This is a genomic window from Arcobacter arenosus (genome assembly GCF_005771535.1).
Taxonomy (GTDB): domain Bacteria; phylum Campylobacterota; class Campylobacteria; order Campylobacterales; family Arcobacteraceae; genus Halarcobacter; species Halarcobacter arenosus.
Genome location: NZ_VANU01000001.1, coordinates 679,067 through 699,068 on the forward strand (window position 1 = coordinate 679,067; position 20,002 = coordinate 699,068).

The window sequence follows — 20,002 nt, forward strand, 5'->3', positions numbered from 1 at the left end:
GATGTAATGGATTTGATTTAGAATTGCATATTCTAAGGAGATAAAATGATTGATGTGCAAAAAGAGATTGAAAAAAAGTTTCCAAAGCTTGCTAAGAAACCTAATTTTTTAAGTAAATCTTTGATTAAAATTGCAAAAAAAGTAATCCATGAAGATTCTGTAAATGAATTTTTAAAAAATAATGCTCACCTAAAAGGTTTTGAGTTTGTAGATGCTGTGTTAGACTTTTTTGATTTTGATTATACTGTTTCAAGTAATGATATTCAAAATATCCCTCCAACAGGAAAAGTTGTAATTATTGCTAACCATCCATTAGGAGCATTAGATGCCTTATCACTATTAAAACTAGTAGGAACTGTAAGAACTGATGTAAAGATTGTTGCAAATGATTTTTTAAATGGAATTGATGCCTTAAAATCACTATTAGTTCCAGTTGATAACTTTAAAGCTAGACAATCAAAAAAAGATGTTCAAGCTATTTATGATACTTTAAATGATGATTGTGCAGTTATAATTTTTCCAGCAGGAGAAGTGAGCCGTGCAGGAGCAAAAGGGATTAAAGACCCAATTTGGAATAAAGGCTTTTTAAATTTTGCTATAAACTCTAATGCTCCAATTTTACCAATATTTATTGGTGGGAAAAACTCTAAAACATTTTATACAATGTCAGTAATAAATAAAACATTTTCTACTTTACTTTTATCAAATGAGATGTTTAATAAAAAATCAATGACTATACAAATAAAAATTGGTGAACTAATCCCAAATGATAATATCAAACCTAGAGGTTTAGACAAAAAGGTTATTGTAAATCTTTACAAAAAACATCTTTACTCTTTAAAGAAAGGTAAAAAATCTTATTTCTTAACACAAAAAGCCATAGCCCATCCACAAAAAAAAGACCAACTAATTAAAGAATTAAAAAAGTCACAATTAATTGGTGAAACAAAAGATGGTAAAAAAATTTATTTATATGATTATGAAGATGATTCTATTGTGTTAAAAGAGTTAGGAAGATTAAGAGAACTTTCATTTAGAAAAGTTGGAGAGGGTATAAATAAAAAAAGAGATACCGATAAATATGATATTTATTACCAACATATAATTCTTTGGGATGAAAACGACTTAGAGATTGTAGGTTCATATAGAATAGGAAATGGTGATTTTATAAATAAAAATATTGGTATTAAAGGTTTTTATTCAAATTCACTTTTTAAATATAACAAAAGATTTGACAAATATTTAAATGATTCAATTGAACTTGGGAGAAGTTTTGTTCAACCAAAATATTGGGGAACTAGAGCCTTAGATTATTTATGGTATGGAATTGGAGCTTATTTAAGAGCAAATCCACAAATCAAGTATATGTTTGGACCAGTATCAATCTCTGGGACTTTCCCCAGTAGTGCAAAAGATATGATGATTTTTTACTACTCACACTATTTTTCAAATGATAAAGAATTGGTTGAATCAAAACTACCATACCAATACTCTTCACATATTCAAGACTTAAAAGATATGTTTGTTCTTGATGATAAAAAAGAAGATTTTAAAAGATTGAAATCAACCCTGTCAAATATGGGGGTTGCTGTTCCTACACTATTTAAGCAATATGCGGATATTTGTGAAGATGGTGGAGTTAAATTTTTAGGGTTTAATGTTGATACAGATTTTTCTGATTGTGTTGATGGTTTTATTTTAGTAGATGTTGAACAAATAAAACCAAGTGCAAGAAAAAGATATATTGGAGAATAAACTCCAATATATTTTTACTCTTTTTCTTCCTCTTTAATAAAGTTTAATCTACACTCTTTTGTTTCATTAACAAGTGCACGTGCGACTACATCATCTTCAACAATAATATGTTCTAAGTGAAGATTTTTTAAGTCCTCTTTTTCACTAAATCTAGTTACTTTAACAATTGTTTTTGTATTTTTTGTTAAGTCATCTATTACTTCACAAATTAGATGTACTTTTTCTGCATTATCAATTGCCACAATTACTGCGCAAGCATTTTTAATATTTACAGATTCAAGTATATGTTTATGTGCCGCATTACCAAATAAAATTGGTTCATCATCTTTATAACCCATTTCAAAATATTTTAAATTATGCTCAATAATTATATATTCATGACCATCTTCTCTTAAATTGTGTGCAATCTCTTGCCCTAAATGTCCAAATCCAATCACTACAATATGACCTTTTGTATCTTTATCAATATTATATGTATTTTGAATTTGCATTGGATCTTCAGGGACTAAATTAGCAGCCAATGAAGATAGATTTTTAAGAACAATTGGTGTTAGAATCATTGAGATTACAATTGTTACTATTAAAATCTGAGAATATGTTGGATTGATTAAACTATTACTTCTAGCAAGTTCTAAAATAGCTAAAGAGAATTCTCCAATTTGAACTAATGAAACTGCAGTTTTAAAAGCAACTCTTCTTGTATCATCAATTCTTACAATAGTATAAATAATTACATATTTAAGAATTAAAAGAATAGGAAGTAAAATCAAGATTGTAAAGATATTTTCAGCAATTACTGAAAAGTTTATTTGCATACCAACTGTTATAAAGAAAACTCCTAATAAAAGGTTCCTAAATGGTGTAAGGTCAGCTTCAACTTGATGTTTAAATTTTGTTTCACTAATCATCATACCTGCAACAAAAGCACCTAAGGAATGGGTAAATCCAAAATAATGTGCCATATAAGATGAACCAATTGCTATAAGCAAAACAGAAGCAACAAACAATTCATCAGATTCTGCTTTAGTAACATGTTCAAAAAATGGCTCTAGTAAATATTTACCAACTAAATATAAAAGTGCTAATAATACAAGTGCAGCAATAGTTGTATCAAAGATAATTTTTAATGCAGATTGATCATCCCCTGCTGTAAAAAAAGATATTAAAAGTAAAATTGGAATTACTGCAATATCTTGCATAATCAAAATTCCAAGAACCCTTTGTCCATGTCTTTTTTTAATATCATTTGTCTCATTATAAGTTTTTAATACAATTGCCGTTGAAGATAAAGATAAAGCTGCACCTATAATAAGTGAAGTTTGAAAATCAAAACCTAAAACATACTGACAAATAATTACCACAAAGGCTGTAGTTACAAATATTTGTAATGAACCAGTAAAGAAAACCTCTTTTCTCATCCTTTTTAAATGTTCAATTGAAAACTCTAAACCAATTGTAAACATTAGAAAAACAACACCAAATTCAGCAATCTCTTTTAAGGTATAATTATTAACTGCTTCATGCAAGTTAAAAACATAAGCTATTATTGTACCTGTAACTATATATCCTATAATTGTAGGTAAATGAAACTTCTTTAATATGATATTTACTACTATTGCAATTAGTAGTGTTGAAACTATAATCCCTAACATCTTTATCCCTATAGATAATGCATTTGTTTGTAACCCTCAACTCTTTTTTTATAAGCTGAGTTCAACATTGCATTTTTATTATCAAGAAAATCTATTGCTAAACACTCTTGATTTCCTCTACCTATTCTTCCTAAATACTGAACCAATCTTCCATAATAAGAGATTGGCGTAGCAAAAATAATCGTATTTAGATGGGGAAAATCTATCCCCTCCCCAAAATAAGAAGTTGTAGCTAAAATAAGAGCACTTTTATCAACTAAAGCCATCTTTTCTTCTTGCTCTTTTTTATTTAAACTTCCATGAATAGAAACAAAATCTAAGCCCTCTTCTAAAAGCTTACTTTCTAAAATATTTATATGCTCAATTCTATCAGTTAAAACTAAAATTTTTCTGTTTTTATTTATTTTTATTTGATCAATTAAAAGATTATTTCTTTTTTCATCCCTTGAAAGCTCATTTATTAACTCTGCATATGTATCAGCAGTACTTTCAAAATCTGTTCGTATTATTTCTAATTTATTTTTAAAAGTTCTTTTTTTCTTATGCTCATAGGCTATTTCACCTAACTGTTCAATTAAAATTGGATCAAGACCATCTTTTCTTTTAGGTGTAGCACTTAAACCTAAAATATATTTTCCAAAAAACTGCTTTACAATTTGCTCAAAGGTTATTGCAGGGATATGGTGACATTCATCAACAATTACAAAAGAGTAGTTATTTATCACATCTGTGTTGTTTTTTAAACTTTGCATCGTTGCAACATCTAAATTGCCATTTAGTTTGTTTTTCCCTTTACCTAAATAACCTATATCTTTTTTTGTATAGCCAAAATAATCAACAAATCTATCAATCCATTGGGTAAGCAACATGTTTTTATTTACAATAATAAGTGTTTTACAAGCTCTTAATTCAAACATTTTTGCCCCAAGAAGTGTTTTCCCAAAACCTGGAGGTGCGACACAAATAGAAAAATCTTTTTTACTTATCTCTTTAATTGCTTTTTTTTGCTCATCTCTTAGTTCAAATTTTATCTTTTTTGTTTCAATTTTTTCAAATTGTGTTTTATTTTCTATTATAAAATTTGCATTATTTTCTTCTAAAAACTCTTTTACCTTATAAACTAAACCCCTAGGAAGTTTTAAATAAACATCATCTTCTTCAAAGCTTTTTATTTGTCTAGGAGTGTTATATAAAGGTTTCCTAAGACTTAATAAAACTTTTATTTGTGGATTATCAAATGTTGCAAAACTTTTTAATTTGTTAATTAAACTTTTTGATAAATTTTTAGTTGGGATATAAACAAAGTCATAAAGTTTGATTTGTAATTTAAAACTTGGAAACTCTATATCTTCAAACATATAACTTGTACTATTTACAGTTTTAAAATTAACATATTTTAAAACTGTGTCTTTACTAACTTTTTTTACTCTTTGTAAAATTTCCCATTGGTCTTTATATACTGTTTTTGTTTGTGGGTTAAAAAAAAGTGTTTTATTCTCTTGTCTAAATTTTAAATGTAAAGGTAACTCTACATAATCACCTAAATTAGCATTTGTAACAAACTCATTATTGGGTAAAATTCTTGCACTAATATGTGCTTTTTTTAAAATATATTCAGCAAAGTTTTTTACATTTTTTGTTTCGATTTTCTCTTCAAAAAATATCCATAAAAAGCAAGACTTGTAAGAGCTATATTCAAATAGAAAATTTGTTTTTAACATAGAAAAAGTCTCTAAAATCTTTGATATATCATTTTCTAAAATTTCAAAGACCACATACTTTGATTTGTTTTCACTATCAACTAAATAAGAAGCTAATTGTATTTGTCCCCTTAAATGGCTTTCTATATCTTTATTTGAAATAGGGATATAGTCATTTCCTTTAAAGGTTCTTGTAACTGGATAAAAACTTTGTTTTTGTCCATCTTTACTTATCCATTTTTTTGCAAAAATATCTTCTCTATTTATAAATAAAGTTTTAAAAAGTTCAATCTTTTCAAATTTGTTTAATTGCCTTGTAGGTTTATTTTCTTGTAGTTGTTGTTCAAGAAGCTTTATCTCTTCTTCTATTTTTTGTTTCTGAGAATAAAGCTTTTTTAATTTTTCATGAATTTTGATCATGCTTAATTTGGTGAGCTGGAGTTAATATAATATTATTGATTTTATTTTCAACTTCATCATATCTACTTTCAAGTTTAGAACCTTTTCTAATACCTTGTCCTTCAAACTTTCCATTTTCTTCTATAATTAATTCATTGTATTTCATATTACCAATCACTTTACCCTCAGGTAAAATTTGTACCTCATTACAATCAATCTTTCCATCAAGAAGCCCACTTACAATTAAGTTATTAGCTTTTATATCACCAATTACTTCACCTGTTTTACCAATTGAAATTAAATCAGCTTCAAGGATTACACCCTCAAATTTTCCATCAATATGAACACTTCCTTCAGTGGTAATTCCACCAATAATACATGTCCCCTGTGCTATAACTGTTGCACCATTCTGTACTGTTCGTTTATTAGCCTTACCAAAGATTCCCACTGAATTCTCCTCTCTTTTTTGAAAATTGTTTCATATGTTTTAAAATCCCATCTTATAAATTCTCTTGGATTCAATACCATTGACCCAAATCTTATCTCATAGTGTAAATGTGGTGCTGTACTACTTCCACTATTACCACTTAAGCCTATCTCTTGATTTTTTCTTATTATATCACCAACTTTAACATTTGTCTTGTTTAAATGAGCATAAACCGTTTGAAATCCAAAATTATGTTGAATTTTAATAACTCTACCAAAACCACCTCTATCTTTTGATTGTACAAAACTTACAACTCCATCTGCAGTTGAATAAACTGGAGTTTTTCTTTTTGCCCTTAAATCAATCCCTTTATGAAAAGTTTTTTTCTTTGTAATGGGATGAACTCTATACCCATATCTTGAAGTTATAGTTGATTCTTTTAAAGGTGCCCCACTAGGGATTGTTGTCAACATAAATAGTTTTAACTTTTCACTTATAGATTTTAAAGTTTCTTTTGATATCTCTTCTTTTTTATCTTCTACATTTTTAAGACCAATCATCTCTTCAATATGATCAAGCTTTGAACTTAAAGCCTCAATATCTTCAACTTTACCTTTTATTTGCATAGAATAAAATTGATTTTGAGCTTGTAGTTTTTTCTCTTTTTCATTTAGAGTTTCAATTTCAATCTCTTTTAATTCAATTTCTCTTTCTTTTTGCGTCTTTAAATCATCCATTTCTTCATTTAGTTCTTTTATAAACCAAAATGCACCTGCGATAATTAAAGTGGTAACAAGAATAATAAGAACGATAAGTTTTTTTGCAATTTGATGAATATTAAATGCTCTTGTTCCTTTAACATCAGAAATTGTAATTATTAATCTATCTTTCATTAAACCCCATATCTTTAATAAATTTTTCCACAACTAAAAAAGAACCAAAGACTAAATATTCTTCATCTTTTTTTATTTCTAGATTATATTTTATTATTATATTCAAATTTTTACAAATTTCTAATAAATTATTTTTATCAACTATTCTTTTATCATTAAGTTCTAGTATAGTTATTTTAGAAATTATAGGTTTCAGTATAGAAAGAACTGTTTGAAAATCTTTATCTTTATATGAATTATAAATTAAATTTACTTTTTTATTTTCAAACTCTTTTACCAAAACTTTTGCTGCTAAAGGGTTGTGTCCTACATCAATTGTAATATTTGGTGTAATTTTTTGACATCTTCCAAAAAGCTCAACATCATCAAAAAGTTTTGTATCAATATCAATTTTTAGTTCATTTAAAGTTTCGATTACTAAATGAAGATTTAGCTTTAAGTAGTTTGCAAATTTATTATTTAATTGATATTTGTCAAATTGTTTAACATTTTGTATAAGTATATCTTTATCAAATTCATCTTTTAATTCTTTAACTAAACTATTTGCAACTCCATAAACTTCATCATGAATTTGATATCCAATAATCATTTTTCTATCTACTGAACGCATCTTAGTTTTTGCAATTTGTTCAATACTATTTCCTAAAAATGCCTGATGGTCTAAATCAATTGTAGTAATTAAAGATAAATCATTTTTTACAACATTTGTTGCATCAAACTCTCCACCAAGTCCAGCTTCTAAAACAATATAATCAAAACCATCACATAAAATAAAAGCTAACAAAGTTGTATACTCAAAATATGTTAATTTCTCTAAAAGGTTAATTGGTAAATATTTTTGTAGTTTTTTATTTGCAAAATCAAGTTCAAAATCACTTGAATCTTTACCATTTATCCATATTCTTTCATTAAATTTTAAAATATGAGGAGAACTATAATGAAGAGTTTTATATGATTTTTTATTTAAATAGTGGGCTAAAAATCTTCCTATACTTCCCTTACCATTTGTTCCAACTATGTGGATTACGTATGGTAAGGTAATATACTTTGAGATTAGATGAAAAGATTTTTTTACAATAGAAAAATCTATCTTTTCATAATACATTGTTTTATGACTTAAAACCTCTTTTAAAGAGGCAGTTTTAAAATCCATTGTTTACTTTTTAAAAGATTGAACAGCTATAGTGGAGATTACGTCTTCTAAAGCTTCACTAGCAGCACTTTTAATCGCTTCAAATCTTCTTGTATCTGTAATAGTAGTTCCTGAATCAATTGAAAAATCATAATCCCCAGAAACGCTAAACGATTTTTTATTTAATCCATTATCATAATCTACTGCAATTTTTACAACAGCTTTATATAATTTGTTATATCCTGAATCATCATCTTGTAAAACTTGTAAAGATACAGCTGAAAGTTTTAAATCCATAATTGTATCAGCAAGTTTTCTATCATAAACAAGTTTTGAGTCAAGTCTATGTACTAAAAGTTCATTCATAGCATCTTTTATTAATACTGTATTTCTTGGGTCTCTTAAATCAATTATAAGATTTACAAAGATTTTTTCACCCAACTCTTTTTTTACGTATGTAGTTGATGGTTTATATCCACAAGCAGTTAAAAATAATACTAAAAAAAATGAAACTAGTAATTGACTTAACTTCACACCTATCCTTTTATAACAAGGTTAACTAATTTATTTGGAACAACAATCTCTTTTATTATCTCTTTACCCTCTATCCATTTTGATGAATTATCTTTTGCACTTGCTAAAATTTCATCTTTTGTAGCACTTGGACTAACTTCTATTTCACATCTTTTTTTACCATTGATTGTTACAGCAAGGATAATTGAGTCTAAAGTAAATACTTCTTCTTTTACTTCAAGTTTATCATCAAAATTCTTTCTAGCAAAAAGTTTATCTGCTAATTCCCAAGAAAGGTGAGGAATAATAGGTTCTAAAATATTTGTTAAAATATAATAACCCTCTGCCCATACAAGTTCATTATCTTGAGCTTGAAGAGCATTCATAGCTTCCATTGATGCAGCAATTAAAGTATTAAAAGCATAAGTTTTTGCAAATACATCATTTGATTTTTCTAAGGCTTCATAAACTTTCTTTCTAGCTTCTTTCTCTTCTTTATTTAAAGTTGAATGGTCAATATTTGAGAAGTTTTTAGCAGCATCTTCACTTACATGAGAACTTCTTTCTGCAAATTTTCTAATAAATCTAAATGCTCCATCAACAGCAGAATCATTCCATTCTAACTCTTTTGTTGGTGGTGCAGCAAAAAGAATAAATAATCTTGCTGTATCTGCCCCATATTTTTCAACAATTAAATCAGGGTCTACAACATTACCTTTTGATTTAGACATTTTTGCACCATCTTTTAAAACCATACCTTGAGTAAGTAATCTTTTAAATGGCTCCCTTGAATTTGTATACTCTAAATCATTTAATACTTTTGTGAAAAATCTAGCATATAAAAGGTGTAAAATTGCATGTTCAATCCCACCAATATATTGGTCAACATCCATCCAATAATCAGAATCAGCTTGACTAATTCCCTCTTTATTCCATTTTTTTGGATTTGTTGCATATCTTAAAAAATACCAAGATGATTGAACAAAAGTATCTAGTGTATCAGTTTCTCTTATTGCATCTTTACCACAATTTGGACATTTACAATGTTTCCAAGTAGGATGTGTATCAAGGGGATTTCCTTCACCTGTAATCTCCACATCTTCTGGAAGTGCAATTGGTAAATTCTTGATTTTTTCTGGAACTAAACCACAATCATCACAATGAACAAAAGGGATTGGAGCTCCCCAGTATCTTTGTCTTGAAACACCCCAATCTCTTAATTTAAAATTGATTTGTTTTACCCCATTAGAGTTTTGTTCAAAGTGGTAAATAATAGCTTTTTTTGCTTTTGTATTTTTAAGACCTGTAAAGCTTTCAGAGTTGATTAATTCACCCTCACCTGTGTAAGCTTCTGTCATTCTTTCAATTAATCCATCTGGTCCAACAATAACTTGTTTTATTGGTAAATCATATTCTCTAGCAAATTCAAAGTCTCTTTGGTCATGAGCTGGAACTGCCATAACAGCTCCACCACCATATGATGCTAATACAAAGTTTGCAACCCATACAGGGATTTTTTCAGCGGTTAAAGGATGGATAACATCAATCTCTAATGAAACCCCTTGCTTAGGCATAGTAGCTCTATCCCGTTCACTTACCTTTTGCATAGCTTTGATTTTATTTATTTTTTCTTCAGATAAAAGTTTATTTTCAACTATATATTTTACAATTGGGTGTTCTGGAGCTAAAGCCGAATATGAAACACCATAAATTGTATCTGGTCTTGTTGTAAATACATTATATGAAGTAAAGTTTTTATTTAATTTATATCTTGAATCTTTTGATAAATCAAAAGTAAATTCTAAACCTTCACTTCTTCCAATCCAGTTTTCTTGCATAGTTAAAACTTGAGAAGGCCATTCTCCCTCTAAAGATTTTAAATCATCTAATAATTCTTGGGCATATTTTGTAATTGCAACATAATATCCTGGCATCTCTTTTTGCTCAACAGGTGTGTCACATCTCCAACAACAACCCTCTTCAACTTGTTCATTTGCTAAAACAGTATGACATGGTTCGCACCAATTTACAGTTGTAGATTTTCTGTATAAAAGATCTTTTTCATACATTTTAATAATGAATTCTTGTTCCCACTTTGTATAAAGTTCGTCAGAAGTTGCAAATTCTCTAGTACTTGAAAATGAAAGACCTAAAGCCTTTAACTCATCTCTCATATAATCTATATTTTCATAAGTCCATTTTTTTGGATGAAGTTTATGTTTAATTGCTGCATTTTCTGCTGGCATACCAAAACTATCCCAACCAATTGGGTGTAAAACATTATAATTTGCTTTTCTAAAATATCTAGCAAAAGCATCACCTAAACAATAGTTTCTAACATGCCCCATATGAATCCTACCACTTGGGTATGGAAACATACTTAAAATATATTTTTTTTCTTTTTTATAACTATCATCTGGCTCAAAACTATTGTTTTCATTCCAATAGCTTTGCCACTTATTTTCTATATCCTTTGGATTATACTCCATTAATAATCATCCTTATCTTGACTTTTTGCACTCTCAATTAAAGCTAAAGCAATTGAGAAAATATTTGCTACAACTGCACCAATTGCAAGAGATGTAGCCATTGGTTCATCACCAATAAAAGTTAAAACCATAAATGCAGGTATAAGGTGTAAGTCTGCAACTAGTGAACTTGCAAGTAATTCTGCTGCTAGTAGATTTTTTACCCCAATTTTTAAAATTGTTGAAATTACATTTACCCCAGCTGCTAAAAATAGTGCAACAGCATTTGGCTCATATAAAAATCCTGCAGTAGTCGTTAAAGACATAAGTGAAAAGAATATATAAGTTACCTTACCCCAATCCATGATCATCCTTCTAAAGTTTCTTTAAGGCTAGATTTTATCTAAGAAATGCTAAAAAATCACTTTTGAGGTGAGTTTTAGTTGTCTTTAATTATATTATTGTTTTTAAGAGTTTTTATAAATTGGTAGATTAAATATAATATCACTAGTTTTAAAACAATTTCAATAATAAATATTAAACCAAACTCCAAATCAAAAAAATGAAGCGGATTTAAATTTTGAAGTAAAAAACCTAATGTAAAATCTCCTGTTAGTATAAAATATGAGGCAATAACTCCAATAAACAAGAGTCTATTAATATATACTCTATTTGTAAAAATAATATTATAAATACAAAACCAAATAAATAAAGTAACTAATATCCCTAAAATGATTTCAGTAGTAAGAGTGTGTTCTATTTTAATTGTATATTGTGAAGAGTTTTCTATATAAAAAAACTCAATCAGTGAGGCAATTATCTCAAAAACTATAATCCATACAAAAACCAATTTCCAGTTTGTAGAATGAGCTGATGTAATCTTATCAAAACCATGTTTCACTGTTTTTAATTTGCTATTATTAGCCATGATATCCTCGATAAATAATAAATATTAACAATTATATATGAACATATGTCAAGAAAAGTTTAAGAAAGTGTATGATTTATGACTTTTATTATATATTATTTAATTAAATATTTTTAATATTAAAAAATAGGCATTTTTATTAATTTAGATTTTGAGGAAAAATCTAGGCAGATAGATTATTTATAAAGGAGTTTACATAAAGTAAATGACTGAAATAAATCATCGTATCTAACGACGATTTATTCCAAAAGATGAATTAAGAAAAATGTTTATTAAACAGTTCCTTGCTCATACATAGCCCTCATCTTATCCTTCTCTTTTTGTCTTTTAGTCTTCTCAGCTTCTTTTGCTCTAAAATTAGCAATTGAGAATTTTAATTGCACTAAAAATGATGCCGCTATAAAAATAGATGAATAAGTACCAACTACAATACCCACAAGTAAAGTAAAAGCAAATCCATGAATAATCTCACCACCAAACATAAATAGTGTTATTACAACAAAGAATGTTGTTAATGAAGTAAGAGTTGTTCTTGAAAGTGTTTTAGAAACAGAATCATTTACAACTGACTCCAAAAGAGTTTCTTTTGAACTTTGAATACCTTCTCTAACCCTGTCAAATACAATAATTGTATCGTTTAGTGAATACCCTAAAATAGTAAGGATTGCTGCTAAAATATCAAGATTAACTTCTACACTAAATAAAGATATTGCACCCATTGCAATAGTAACGTCATGTGCTAAAGCCAAAATAGATGCAACTGCAAATCTCCATTCAAATCTAAATGAAACATAAATTAAAATAACAACTAATGAAAGTCCTAAAGCCATAAGACCTTTTTCTCTTAATTCTCCACCAACTTTTGGCCCAACCATATCAACTCTTCTTACTTCAAAGTTTCCAGTTGAGTCAAGCAATTTATGCATTTGGTCACCAATATCAGTTGCTAAATCACCAGAAGTTCCTGTAATTCTAATTACTACTTCTTCAGGACTACCAAATTCAGTAATTGATGAACCCTTATATTGAGTCCCATTTAATACTTCTCTAATTTTATCAATTGGTGCTTTTTGTTCATATTTTACTTGAACCAATGTACCACCAGCAAAGTCAATACCAAAGTTTAGACCTTTTGTAACAAGTAATACAATAGAAGCTGCAACTAATAGTGCTGAAAGTCCAAGGAATGGGATTCTTTTTCCCATAAAATCATATATTTTTCCGCTTTTAAATATTTCCATTACTTAATCCCAAACCATTTTCTTAAGTTTTTGTCCCTTGATATTTTTGGCATAATCGCCTCATAAATACCATGAGTTCCTAAAATTGCTGTTAACATTGATGCTAAAATACCAATAGAGATTGTTACTGCAAACCCTTTAATTGGTCCTGTTCCATATGCGTAAAGAATAACAGCAACTAATAAAGTTGTAATATTTGCATCAAGAATTGCTCTCATTGCATTTGAATAACCATCTTCAATAGCTTTTGGAATAGACATTCCTGCTCTTAATAATTCTCTAATTCTTTCACCAATAATAACATTGGCATCAACTGCCATACCAACAGTTAATACAATACCTGCCATACCTGGAAGTGTTAAAGTTGCACCAAACATTGCCATTACAGCAACAATAATAAATATATTTGTAACAAGTGCAACATTTGCAATAATTCCTGCATATCCATAATAAACAATCATAAAAATAAATACTAATGCAAAACCAGATACTAAAGCAATCGTTGAAGCTTTAATAGAATCAGCTCCAAGTGATGGCCCAACACTTCTTTTTTCAAGTAGTGTAACACCAGCAGGAAGTGCTCCAGATCTTAAAGCAATTGCAACATTTCCAGCTTCTACAACAGTAAATCCACCAGAAATTTGTCCAGATCCACCACCAATTCTCTCTCTAATATTTGGTGCTGAATAAACTTTTCCATCTAATACAACTGCAAGTCTTTTACCTACATTTTTACCTGTAAAATCACCAAAGATTCTTGCACCTGCAGCATTTAGTGTAAAATTAATAATTGGTTGATTCCCTTGGTCAAAAGCAACTTGAGCATCAACAACTTGGCTACCATTTAAAATTGGAATCTCTTTTACAAGATATTTTTTATTTGGATCTGTTGTATCTTCTAAAATAATATCACCATACTCTGATGCCTGTGCTCGACTTAGTGTATAAACTTGATCAGCTCTTTCTTCATCAATAGCCATAAGTTCAAGATTAGCAGGCTTTGAGATAAGTTCTCTAGCTGCCTTTTCATCCTCTTGTGTTTTAATACCTGGAAGTTGAACAACAATATCAGTTTCCCCTTGTCTAATAACAGTAGGTTCTGCTAGACCAAATTGGTCAAGTCTATTTCTTATTGTTTCAACAGCTTGAGCAACTGCTAAGTCTTTTGTTACTGCTACTTCTTCTGAAGTAATTTCAACCTTATACTCAAGATCACTTTTTGTGATATTAAGTCCTTTTATCTCATCAAGCATTTTATCAACTCTTGGTAATTCATCTTTATCAAGTACAGTAAAAACAATACTTTTTTCTCTAATAGATAAACCATCAATTAAAATATCTTCATCATCTGTAAAATACTTAATTGAAGTTGCGATTGATTTAATTTTTGAAGTAACTGCTTCTTCAGTTTTTACACCTAAAAGCATATGTAGTCCACCTTGTAAATCAAGTCCTAGAGATATTTTTTTACCTGAATCTGTTTGTAGAAAAGAGGGGATAGAGAATACTACTCCAAAAATAATACTTAGTGTGAATATAATCATTCTGTAATTAAAGATTTTCAAATCTTAGTCCTTAAGTGAAAGTAAAACATAGAATTTAAAACATGTAAAAAATTACATGTTTTAAAGATTAGTCAAGTTTTTTAGCAACGAACTCTTTTACAAGTTTCATTTCTGTGTTGTCATGGTTTTTTACGATTAAGTTATCTTCATCAACTTTTGTAATTTCTACCATTAAGCCACCATTAGTTACAATCTTATCGCCTTTTTTCAGTTCAGCAATCATTTGCTTATGGTTTTTAGCTTGTTTTTGCTGTGGTCTGATAATCAAAAAGTAAAAAATTGCGAATAATGCAACTAGGGGTAATAATGAGCTTATTAAATCAGCGCTTTGACCTTCCATCAAATTTCCTTTTAAAAAGTTTTTTCTATGTTTTTAGTAAAACGCGAATATTTTAACAAAACTAATATAATAAAAGGCTTGATAATAGCTTTTGGTTTTAGTGCTTTTATATATCTTGCCTACTTTGGGATTTTTAATAAAACAATAAACTCTATTTTTGCTATTGTTTCACTATATTTTATCCTTACCTCTTCTAGGCAAGTTGCATTTTATATTGGTTTTTTTATAGGTATTTTTTGGTTCTATTGGGTAAGTATCTCTTTACAATATTATGAGCTTACTTTTTTCGCTCCTATTGTTGTAATTCTTTTTGGACTAGGGTTTGCTGTTATTTTTTACATAATAAATTTTATTGATAATATTTTTCTACGTGCATTATTAATATTCTCTCTTTCATATATTCATCCCTTAGGTTTTAATTGGTTTATTCCAGAACTAGTGTTTATTGATACTTATTTTAGTATTGAAAAGGAATATTTTGCTGTAATTCTTGCGTCTTTAGTAATGTTTAATAAACTAAAAAGATACAAGTTTTTGGCAGTTTTCCCTTTGATATTTGTAGTTTTAAATTCAAATAGTAATTCTGAGATTAAACAAGCTAATATTAAAATCGATATGCCAAAATATCAAGTTTCACAAGATAAAAAATGGTTAAAACATAATCTCTCAAATATTGTAGAACAAAATCTAAAGATTATAGATAATTCTATAAAAGAAGAAAATGAATTGGTAATTTTACCTGAAACAGTTTTTCCAATATTATTAAATCATGATACTTTTCTAATGGAAAAATTGTTAGAAAAATCTCTTAAAATCAATATTATTGCAGGTAGTTTATTTTATGAAGATGATAACTTTTATAATGCCACATACTTTTTTTCAAAGGGTAAAGTAGAGATTGCAAAAAAATATGTTCTTGTTCCTTTTGGAGAAGAGATACCTTTTCCACAATTTTTAGTTGATATCATAAATGAGATTTTTTATAATGGTGCAAAAGATTATAAAAAAGCTGATAAACCAACAGATTTTTTAATAAAAGGTGAAAAATTTAGAAATGCAATATGTTATGAAGCAACAAGTGATAAGATTTTTGAAAATCTTGGAGATACGAAATATATGATTGCTATTTCAAATAATGCTTGGTTTACACCGTCAATTGAGCCAACATTACAAAAACTTTTACTTAAATATTACGCAAAAAAGTACAATGTAATAATTTACCATCAAATAAATGGAAGTGAGAATTATATAGTAAAACCTTAAGAATAAAGAATAATCTTTATTCTTTTGGAAATCAGTTATACCCTTTATCCCTAAAATGCATAAACTTTTCCCAGTCTCTATGTTGTTTTGTATAATAAGCTGCCATTTCTCTATCAGCTTTTGCATCTTCAAAACCTCTCTTAGAAATACTAACTACTTCTTTAATATAGCTATTTGTTTGATTAAGTGTTCTTTGTATGTTTTTCATAACATATCTAAAGTCTTTTACAAAATCTTTAAATTCTTGTGACTCAAGGTGTCTTAAAGTAGCTTCACTTTCAATAAACTCTTTTTGTAAAAGTTCATACATTCTATTTGCTACTATCTTATAACCCATTGAAGAAGAACCATTAAGATTATTATCAAGGGGATATCTTTCTATCTGTTTTGCTTTAATTAGTAAAGCTCTTGCTTTTCTATCTAATTTTTCATTAGTTCCTATAAAGCTCAAAAGTCCTAAACTTGTGTATTCTTCTCTTTCTAATTCATTTGCTTTTTTATTTGCTTGTTTAACTTCTTTGGCCAAAGGATAATTAAATACAAAGGTATTATAAGAAGATATTGTATCAATATCTTTAGCTTCTTCAAAAGCTAGTTTATGTATTTGTTCTATGGCTTGTTTTGCATTTGATGATTTTGAATATTTATTTACATACCATTCATATCCTGCAATATTATCTTCTTCTTTTACAAGTTTATAAATCTCTTTTGTAATATCATCTTCTATAGATGAATTAGGATTATTTTTTAAAAAAATTTCATAAGCTATTATCGTATTTTCTTTTTTAAGTTTTTTTATTTCATTTGAATATAGTTCTTTAAGTCTCTTTTCTATTTTTTGATTTATACTTGTATTTGGATATTTCCTTAAAAAACTTCTATACTCTTTTATTGAATCTTCTTTTTGAAGCATGGTATAATAATCATTAAGTTTTTTATTTATTGCCTCTTTTCTATTTTTATCAATTACTTTTTTAATTTCATCTTTTGAAGCATAACTAGGACCACTTACACATCTTACATTGTAGTAAGTATATTTCGGTCTATTAAGTGAAATCTTAACTTTTTTATTATATGTATCGAAGTAGTATTTAGATCTAAGGTTGTTTCTATCTTCATCACCATTTTGATGAAGCCAGTAGCTATCAGAAATTCCAGAAGGCCCATAAAATTCATTTTTTATATTATATAAATGAAAAACTTCTAAAGATTTTGGTAAACGCCAATTATTTTTTCCATGCAGTTTTAAATCATTACAATATTTTACTGAATCATCCCAAGTCATTTTATTAATTTTTTTATTATCTTCCCACACTAAACCCATAAAGCTATCAATTAAAACACCATTTTCTTTTATAAATCTCTCTTTTTCTACTTCACTTTCTATTGAAGCAAAAAGAAGATTCATGCTAATACCTAAAAATATAATTATTTTAAACATACATTTTCCCTCATTTTTTTGTGATAAGATAATTAAATAAATGTAAAAATTACCTTAAAGAAATTTTGATTTAATTCTTTTTAAAATCTCTTCTTTTTCTAAATTTTTATCTATTTGAAGATTTAGTGCAAATTCTAGAATCTCTTTAAATTCTTTTGATGGCTTCATACCAAGTTCAATTAAATCTCTTCCTTTAACTAAAGGTTCTAAAGCAGTTTGTGAAATATTCAACTCCCTAGCTTTCTCTAAAACCCATATAACTGCTTTATCACATTTTTCTTTATCTGGGATTGTTCTTCCCTTACAATCGGCAAGACATACCATACATAAATCTTCAATATTACATTTTAAAGACAATCTTTTTACTGCATTTATACTTGATTCAGCTTTATAAAGTTGAAATGGTGCTAGATGATTTTTTACTAGTGGAATAACTTTATCAATAAATTTTTTTTCATCAGTTAAACGAGATAAAAATGATACGGTAGGTTCAATACCTAAAGATTCATGTTTGTGAGAAGTTATTCTTCCATTTATCTCTTTGGTACAAAATGGTTTTCCAAAATCATGACAAAGTATTCCATAAAAAAGATATAGTTTTCTATATTCATCTTTTATATCTTGTTCTTTTATTATCATCGATAATTCATCTATTGTCATTAGAGTATGAACCCATACATCACCTTCTGGATGATACTCTTTATCTTGAATACAATCAACTAAATTTTTTAACTCTGGGAAATACTTTAATAAACCAAACTCTTTTAAAACTTCAAAGCCAATTGATGGTTTAGGTGATTTTAAAAATAGTTTTTTAAACTCTTCATAAACTCTTTCTTTTGGAAGATATTTACACTCATCATTGTCAACTATTTGCTTACACAACTTTTTAGTTTTATCATCAATATTTAAATCAAATCTTGAAACAAACTGAACAGCTCTATAAACCCGTAAACTATCTTCTAAAAATGTTTTATCATTAATATGTTTTAAAGTTTTAGTTTTTATATCTTCTAATCCATTAAAAGGGTCTAAAAACTTTTTTTCTTTGTAATCATATCCAATAGCATTTATAGTAAAATCTCTTCTAAGTGCTGCTTTTTCAAAACTTAAATTTCCATTACTTATAATCTCAAATGAAGTATGGGAATTACCTACTTTCTTTTCAGTTCGAGGAAGGGCAAAATCAAATTCATAATCTTTTGTTTTTAGAAGTAGAACACCAAATGATTTTCCTACAAGTTTAACATCTCCAAATTTTTGTAGTGTTTTTTCTATAGTATCTAAGCAGTTTAATCCAAATAATTCAATATCATAATCTTTATTTGGGATTTTAAAAAAATAGTCTCTTATACAACCACCTACTAAAACTGGAATTACTCCAATTTTAAGTAGGTCATCTAAAATATTTTCTAAAACAACGGGTAGATTAATCGTTGTTGTAGTGGTGAACATCTTGTTGAGGATAAGGAATTGAAATTCCCTCTTTATCAAATGTTAATTTGATATTTTCTGTTAAATCAAACTTAACTGCCCAATAATCAGGAGTATTAACCCAAGCTCTAACAACAAAATTTACAGAAGAATCAGCTAATTCAGAAACTGCAACTGTAATACCTTTATCTTTTAAAACTCTTTCATCAGCTTCAATAATAGCAGTTAAAACTTCTTTTGCTTTTTTAATATCATCGTCATAACCAATACCAACAACTAAATCAACTCTTCTTTCTGGCTTAGCATTTACATTTGTAATTGTTCCACCTGTTATTGATCCATTAGGTACGATTAGTTTTTGATTATCTCCAGTTTTTAAAATTGTATTGAAAATTGTTACCTCTTCAACTGTTCCACTAACACCTGCTGCATTAATAAAATCTCCAACTTTAAATGGTCTAAATAAAATAATCATTACACCTGATGCAAAATTCCCTAAAGAATCTTTTAATGCTAAACCAATAGCTAAACCAGCTGCACCTAAGATTGCAAAGAATGATGTAGTATCAACACCTAATTGTTTTAAAGCAGTTAAAACAACCATTACAACTAAAATGTAATAAATAATATCATCTAAAAATTTAGCAAGAGTTTCATCAATCTTACTATTTTTCATCATTAATTTAAAAGCAATATCTGCAACTTTTCTTGCTACCCATTTACCAATAACAAATATAACTATTGCCATTGCAACATTTAAAGCATAAACACCAATCATATCTGAAACAGTTTCAACACTATTCATATGTACTCCTAATAATTTTATTAATTATAGCTAAAAACTATAATAA

General features: G+C 27.8%; 17 protein-coding genes. 2 read left to right on the forward strand and 15 right to left on the reverse strand.

Translation table 11 applies throughout. The features are described from left to right. Nucleotides 1-45: 45 nt before the first annotated feature. Nucleotides 46-1,755, forward strand: coding sequence for a bifunctional ornithine lipid synthase OlsF (gene olsF / locus FDK22_RS03500; protein ID WP_138151501.1), 1,710 nt, complete (start codon nt 46-48; stop codon nt 1,753-1,755). Between the two features lie 14 nt (nt 1,756-1,769). Here the strand turns inward: olsF and FDK22_RS03505 are convergent, their stop codons facing one another. From FDK22_RS03505 to yajC, 12 genes are all read right to left on the reverse strand, one after another. Next, nucleotides 1,770-3,407, reverse strand: a complete 1,638-nt coding sequence (locus FDK22_RS03505) for a cation:proton antiporter (protein WP_138151502.1) — start codon at nt 3,405-3,407, stop codon at nt 1,770-1,772. A gap of 8 nt (nt 3,408-3,415) precedes the next feature. Next, nucleotides 3,416-5,527: a DEAD/DEAH box helicase gene (locus FDK22_RS03510; protein ID WP_138151503.1), complete on the reverse strand. Its 2,112-nt coding sequence runs from the start codon at nt 5,525-5,527 to the stop codon at nt 3,416-3,418. Continuing rightward, a complete protein-coding gene (locus FDK22_RS03515; protein ID WP_138151504.1) occupies nt 5,511-5,954 on the reverse strand; it encodes a bactofilin family protein in 444 nt (147 codons plus the stop codon). The genes FDK22_RS03510 and FDK22_RS03515 overlap by 17 nt, the downstream gene beginning before the upstream one ends. After that, nucleotides 5,897-6,826 (reverse strand): M23 family metallopeptidase, encoded by a 930-nt coding sequence (locus FDK22_RS03520; protein WP_138151505.1) that lies wholly within the window; start codon nt 6,824-6,826, stop codon nt 5,897-5,899. Before FDK22_RS03520 ends, FDK22_RS03515 begins: the two co-directional genes overlap by 58 nt. Then, entirely contained in the window at nt 6,816-7,979 is a 1,164-nt protein-coding gene (locus FDK22_RS03525) for a folylpolyglutamate synthase/dihydrofolate synthase family protein (RefSeq protein ID WP_138151506.1), read from the reverse strand. The genes FDK22_RS03520 and FDK22_RS03525 overlap by 11 nt, the downstream gene beginning before the upstream one ends. 3 nt (nt 7,980-7,982) lie before the next feature. Next, nucleotides 7,983-8,492: an LPS assembly lipoprotein LptE gene (locus FDK22_RS03530; protein WP_138151507.1), complete on the reverse strand. Its 510-nt coding sequence runs from the start codon at nt 8,490-8,492 to the stop codon at nt 7,983-7,985. Between the two features lie 2 nt (nt 8,493-8,494). After that, entirely contained in the window at nt 8,495-10,960 is a 2,466-nt protein-coding gene (gene leuS / locus FDK22_RS03535; RefSeq protein ID WP_138151508.1) for a leucine--tRNA ligase, read from the reverse strand. Then, entirely contained in the window at nt 10,960-11,304 is a 345-nt protein-coding gene (locus FDK22_RS03540; protein WP_138151509.1) for a DUF6394 family protein, read from the reverse strand. The genes leuS and FDK22_RS03540 overlap by 1 nt, the downstream gene beginning before the upstream one ends. A 74-nt stretch (nt 11,305-11,378) precedes the next feature. Next, nucleotides 11,379-11,867 carry a hypothetical protein gene (locus tag FDK22_RS03545; RefSeq protein WP_138151510.1) on the reverse strand — a complete coding sequence of 163 codons (489 nt, stop codon included), beginning with the start codon at nt 11,865-11,867 and terminating at the stop codon, nt 11,379-11,381. A 272-nt stretch (nt 11,868-12,139) separates the two neighbouring features. Continuing rightward, nucleotides 12,140-13,108, reverse strand: a complete 969-nt coding sequence (gene secF, locus FDK22_RS03550; protein WP_138151511.1) for a protein translocase subunit SecF — start codon at nt 13,106-13,108, stop codon at nt 12,140-12,142. After that, complete coding sequence (gene secD, locus FDK22_RS03555; protein WP_138151512.1) at nt 13,108-14,673, reverse strand: protein translocase subunit SecD; 1,566 nt, start codon at nt 14,671-14,673, stop codon at nt 13,108-13,110. The genes secF and secD overlap by 1 nt, the downstream gene beginning before the upstream one ends. Nucleotides 14,674-14,740: 67 nt before the next feature. Beyond that, nucleotides 14,741-15,013 (reverse strand): preprotein translocase subunit YajC, encoded by a 273-nt coding sequence (gene yajC / locus FDK22_RS03560; RefSeq protein ID WP_138151513.1) that lies wholly within the window; start codon nt 15,011-15,013, stop codon nt 14,741-14,743. 27 nt (nt 15,014-15,040) lie between these two features. Here yajC and FDK22_RS03565 point away from each other — a divergent pair, with 27 nt between their 5' ends. Continuing rightward, nucleotides 15,041-16,276: an apolipoprotein N-acyltransferase gene (locus FDK22_RS03565; protein WP_138151514.1), complete on the forward strand. Its 1,236-nt coding sequence runs from the start codon at nt 15,041-15,043 to the stop codon at nt 16,274-16,276. Between the two features lie 31 nt (nt 16,277-16,307). Here FDK22_RS03565 and FDK22_RS03570 read toward each other — a convergent pair whose 3' ends face one another. The 3 genes from FDK22_RS03570 to FDK22_RS03580 are packed head-to-tail and all read right to left on the reverse strand — an operon-like array spanning nt 16,308 to nt 19,956. Next, on the reverse strand, nt 16,308-17,717 hold the full coding sequence (locus tag FDK22_RS03570) for an Lcl domain-containing protein (protein WP_138151515.1): 1,410 nt from the start codon (nt 17,715-17,717) through the stop codon (nt 16,308-16,310). A 54-nt stretch (nt 17,718-17,771) separates the two neighbouring features. Continuing rightward, complete coding sequence (locus FDK22_RS03575) at nt 17,772-19,172, reverse strand: CCA tRNA nucleotidyltransferase (RefSeq protein ID WP_138151516.1); 1,401 nt, start codon at nt 19,170-19,172, stop codon at nt 17,772-17,774. Next, entirely contained in the window at nt 19,147-19,956 is an 810-nt protein-coding gene (locus FDK22_RS03580) for a mechanosensitive ion channel family protein (protein ID WP_138151517.1), read from the reverse strand. Before FDK22_RS03580 ends, FDK22_RS03575 begins: the two co-directional genes overlap by 26 nt. Nucleotides 19,957-20,002: the final 46 nt, after the last annotated feature.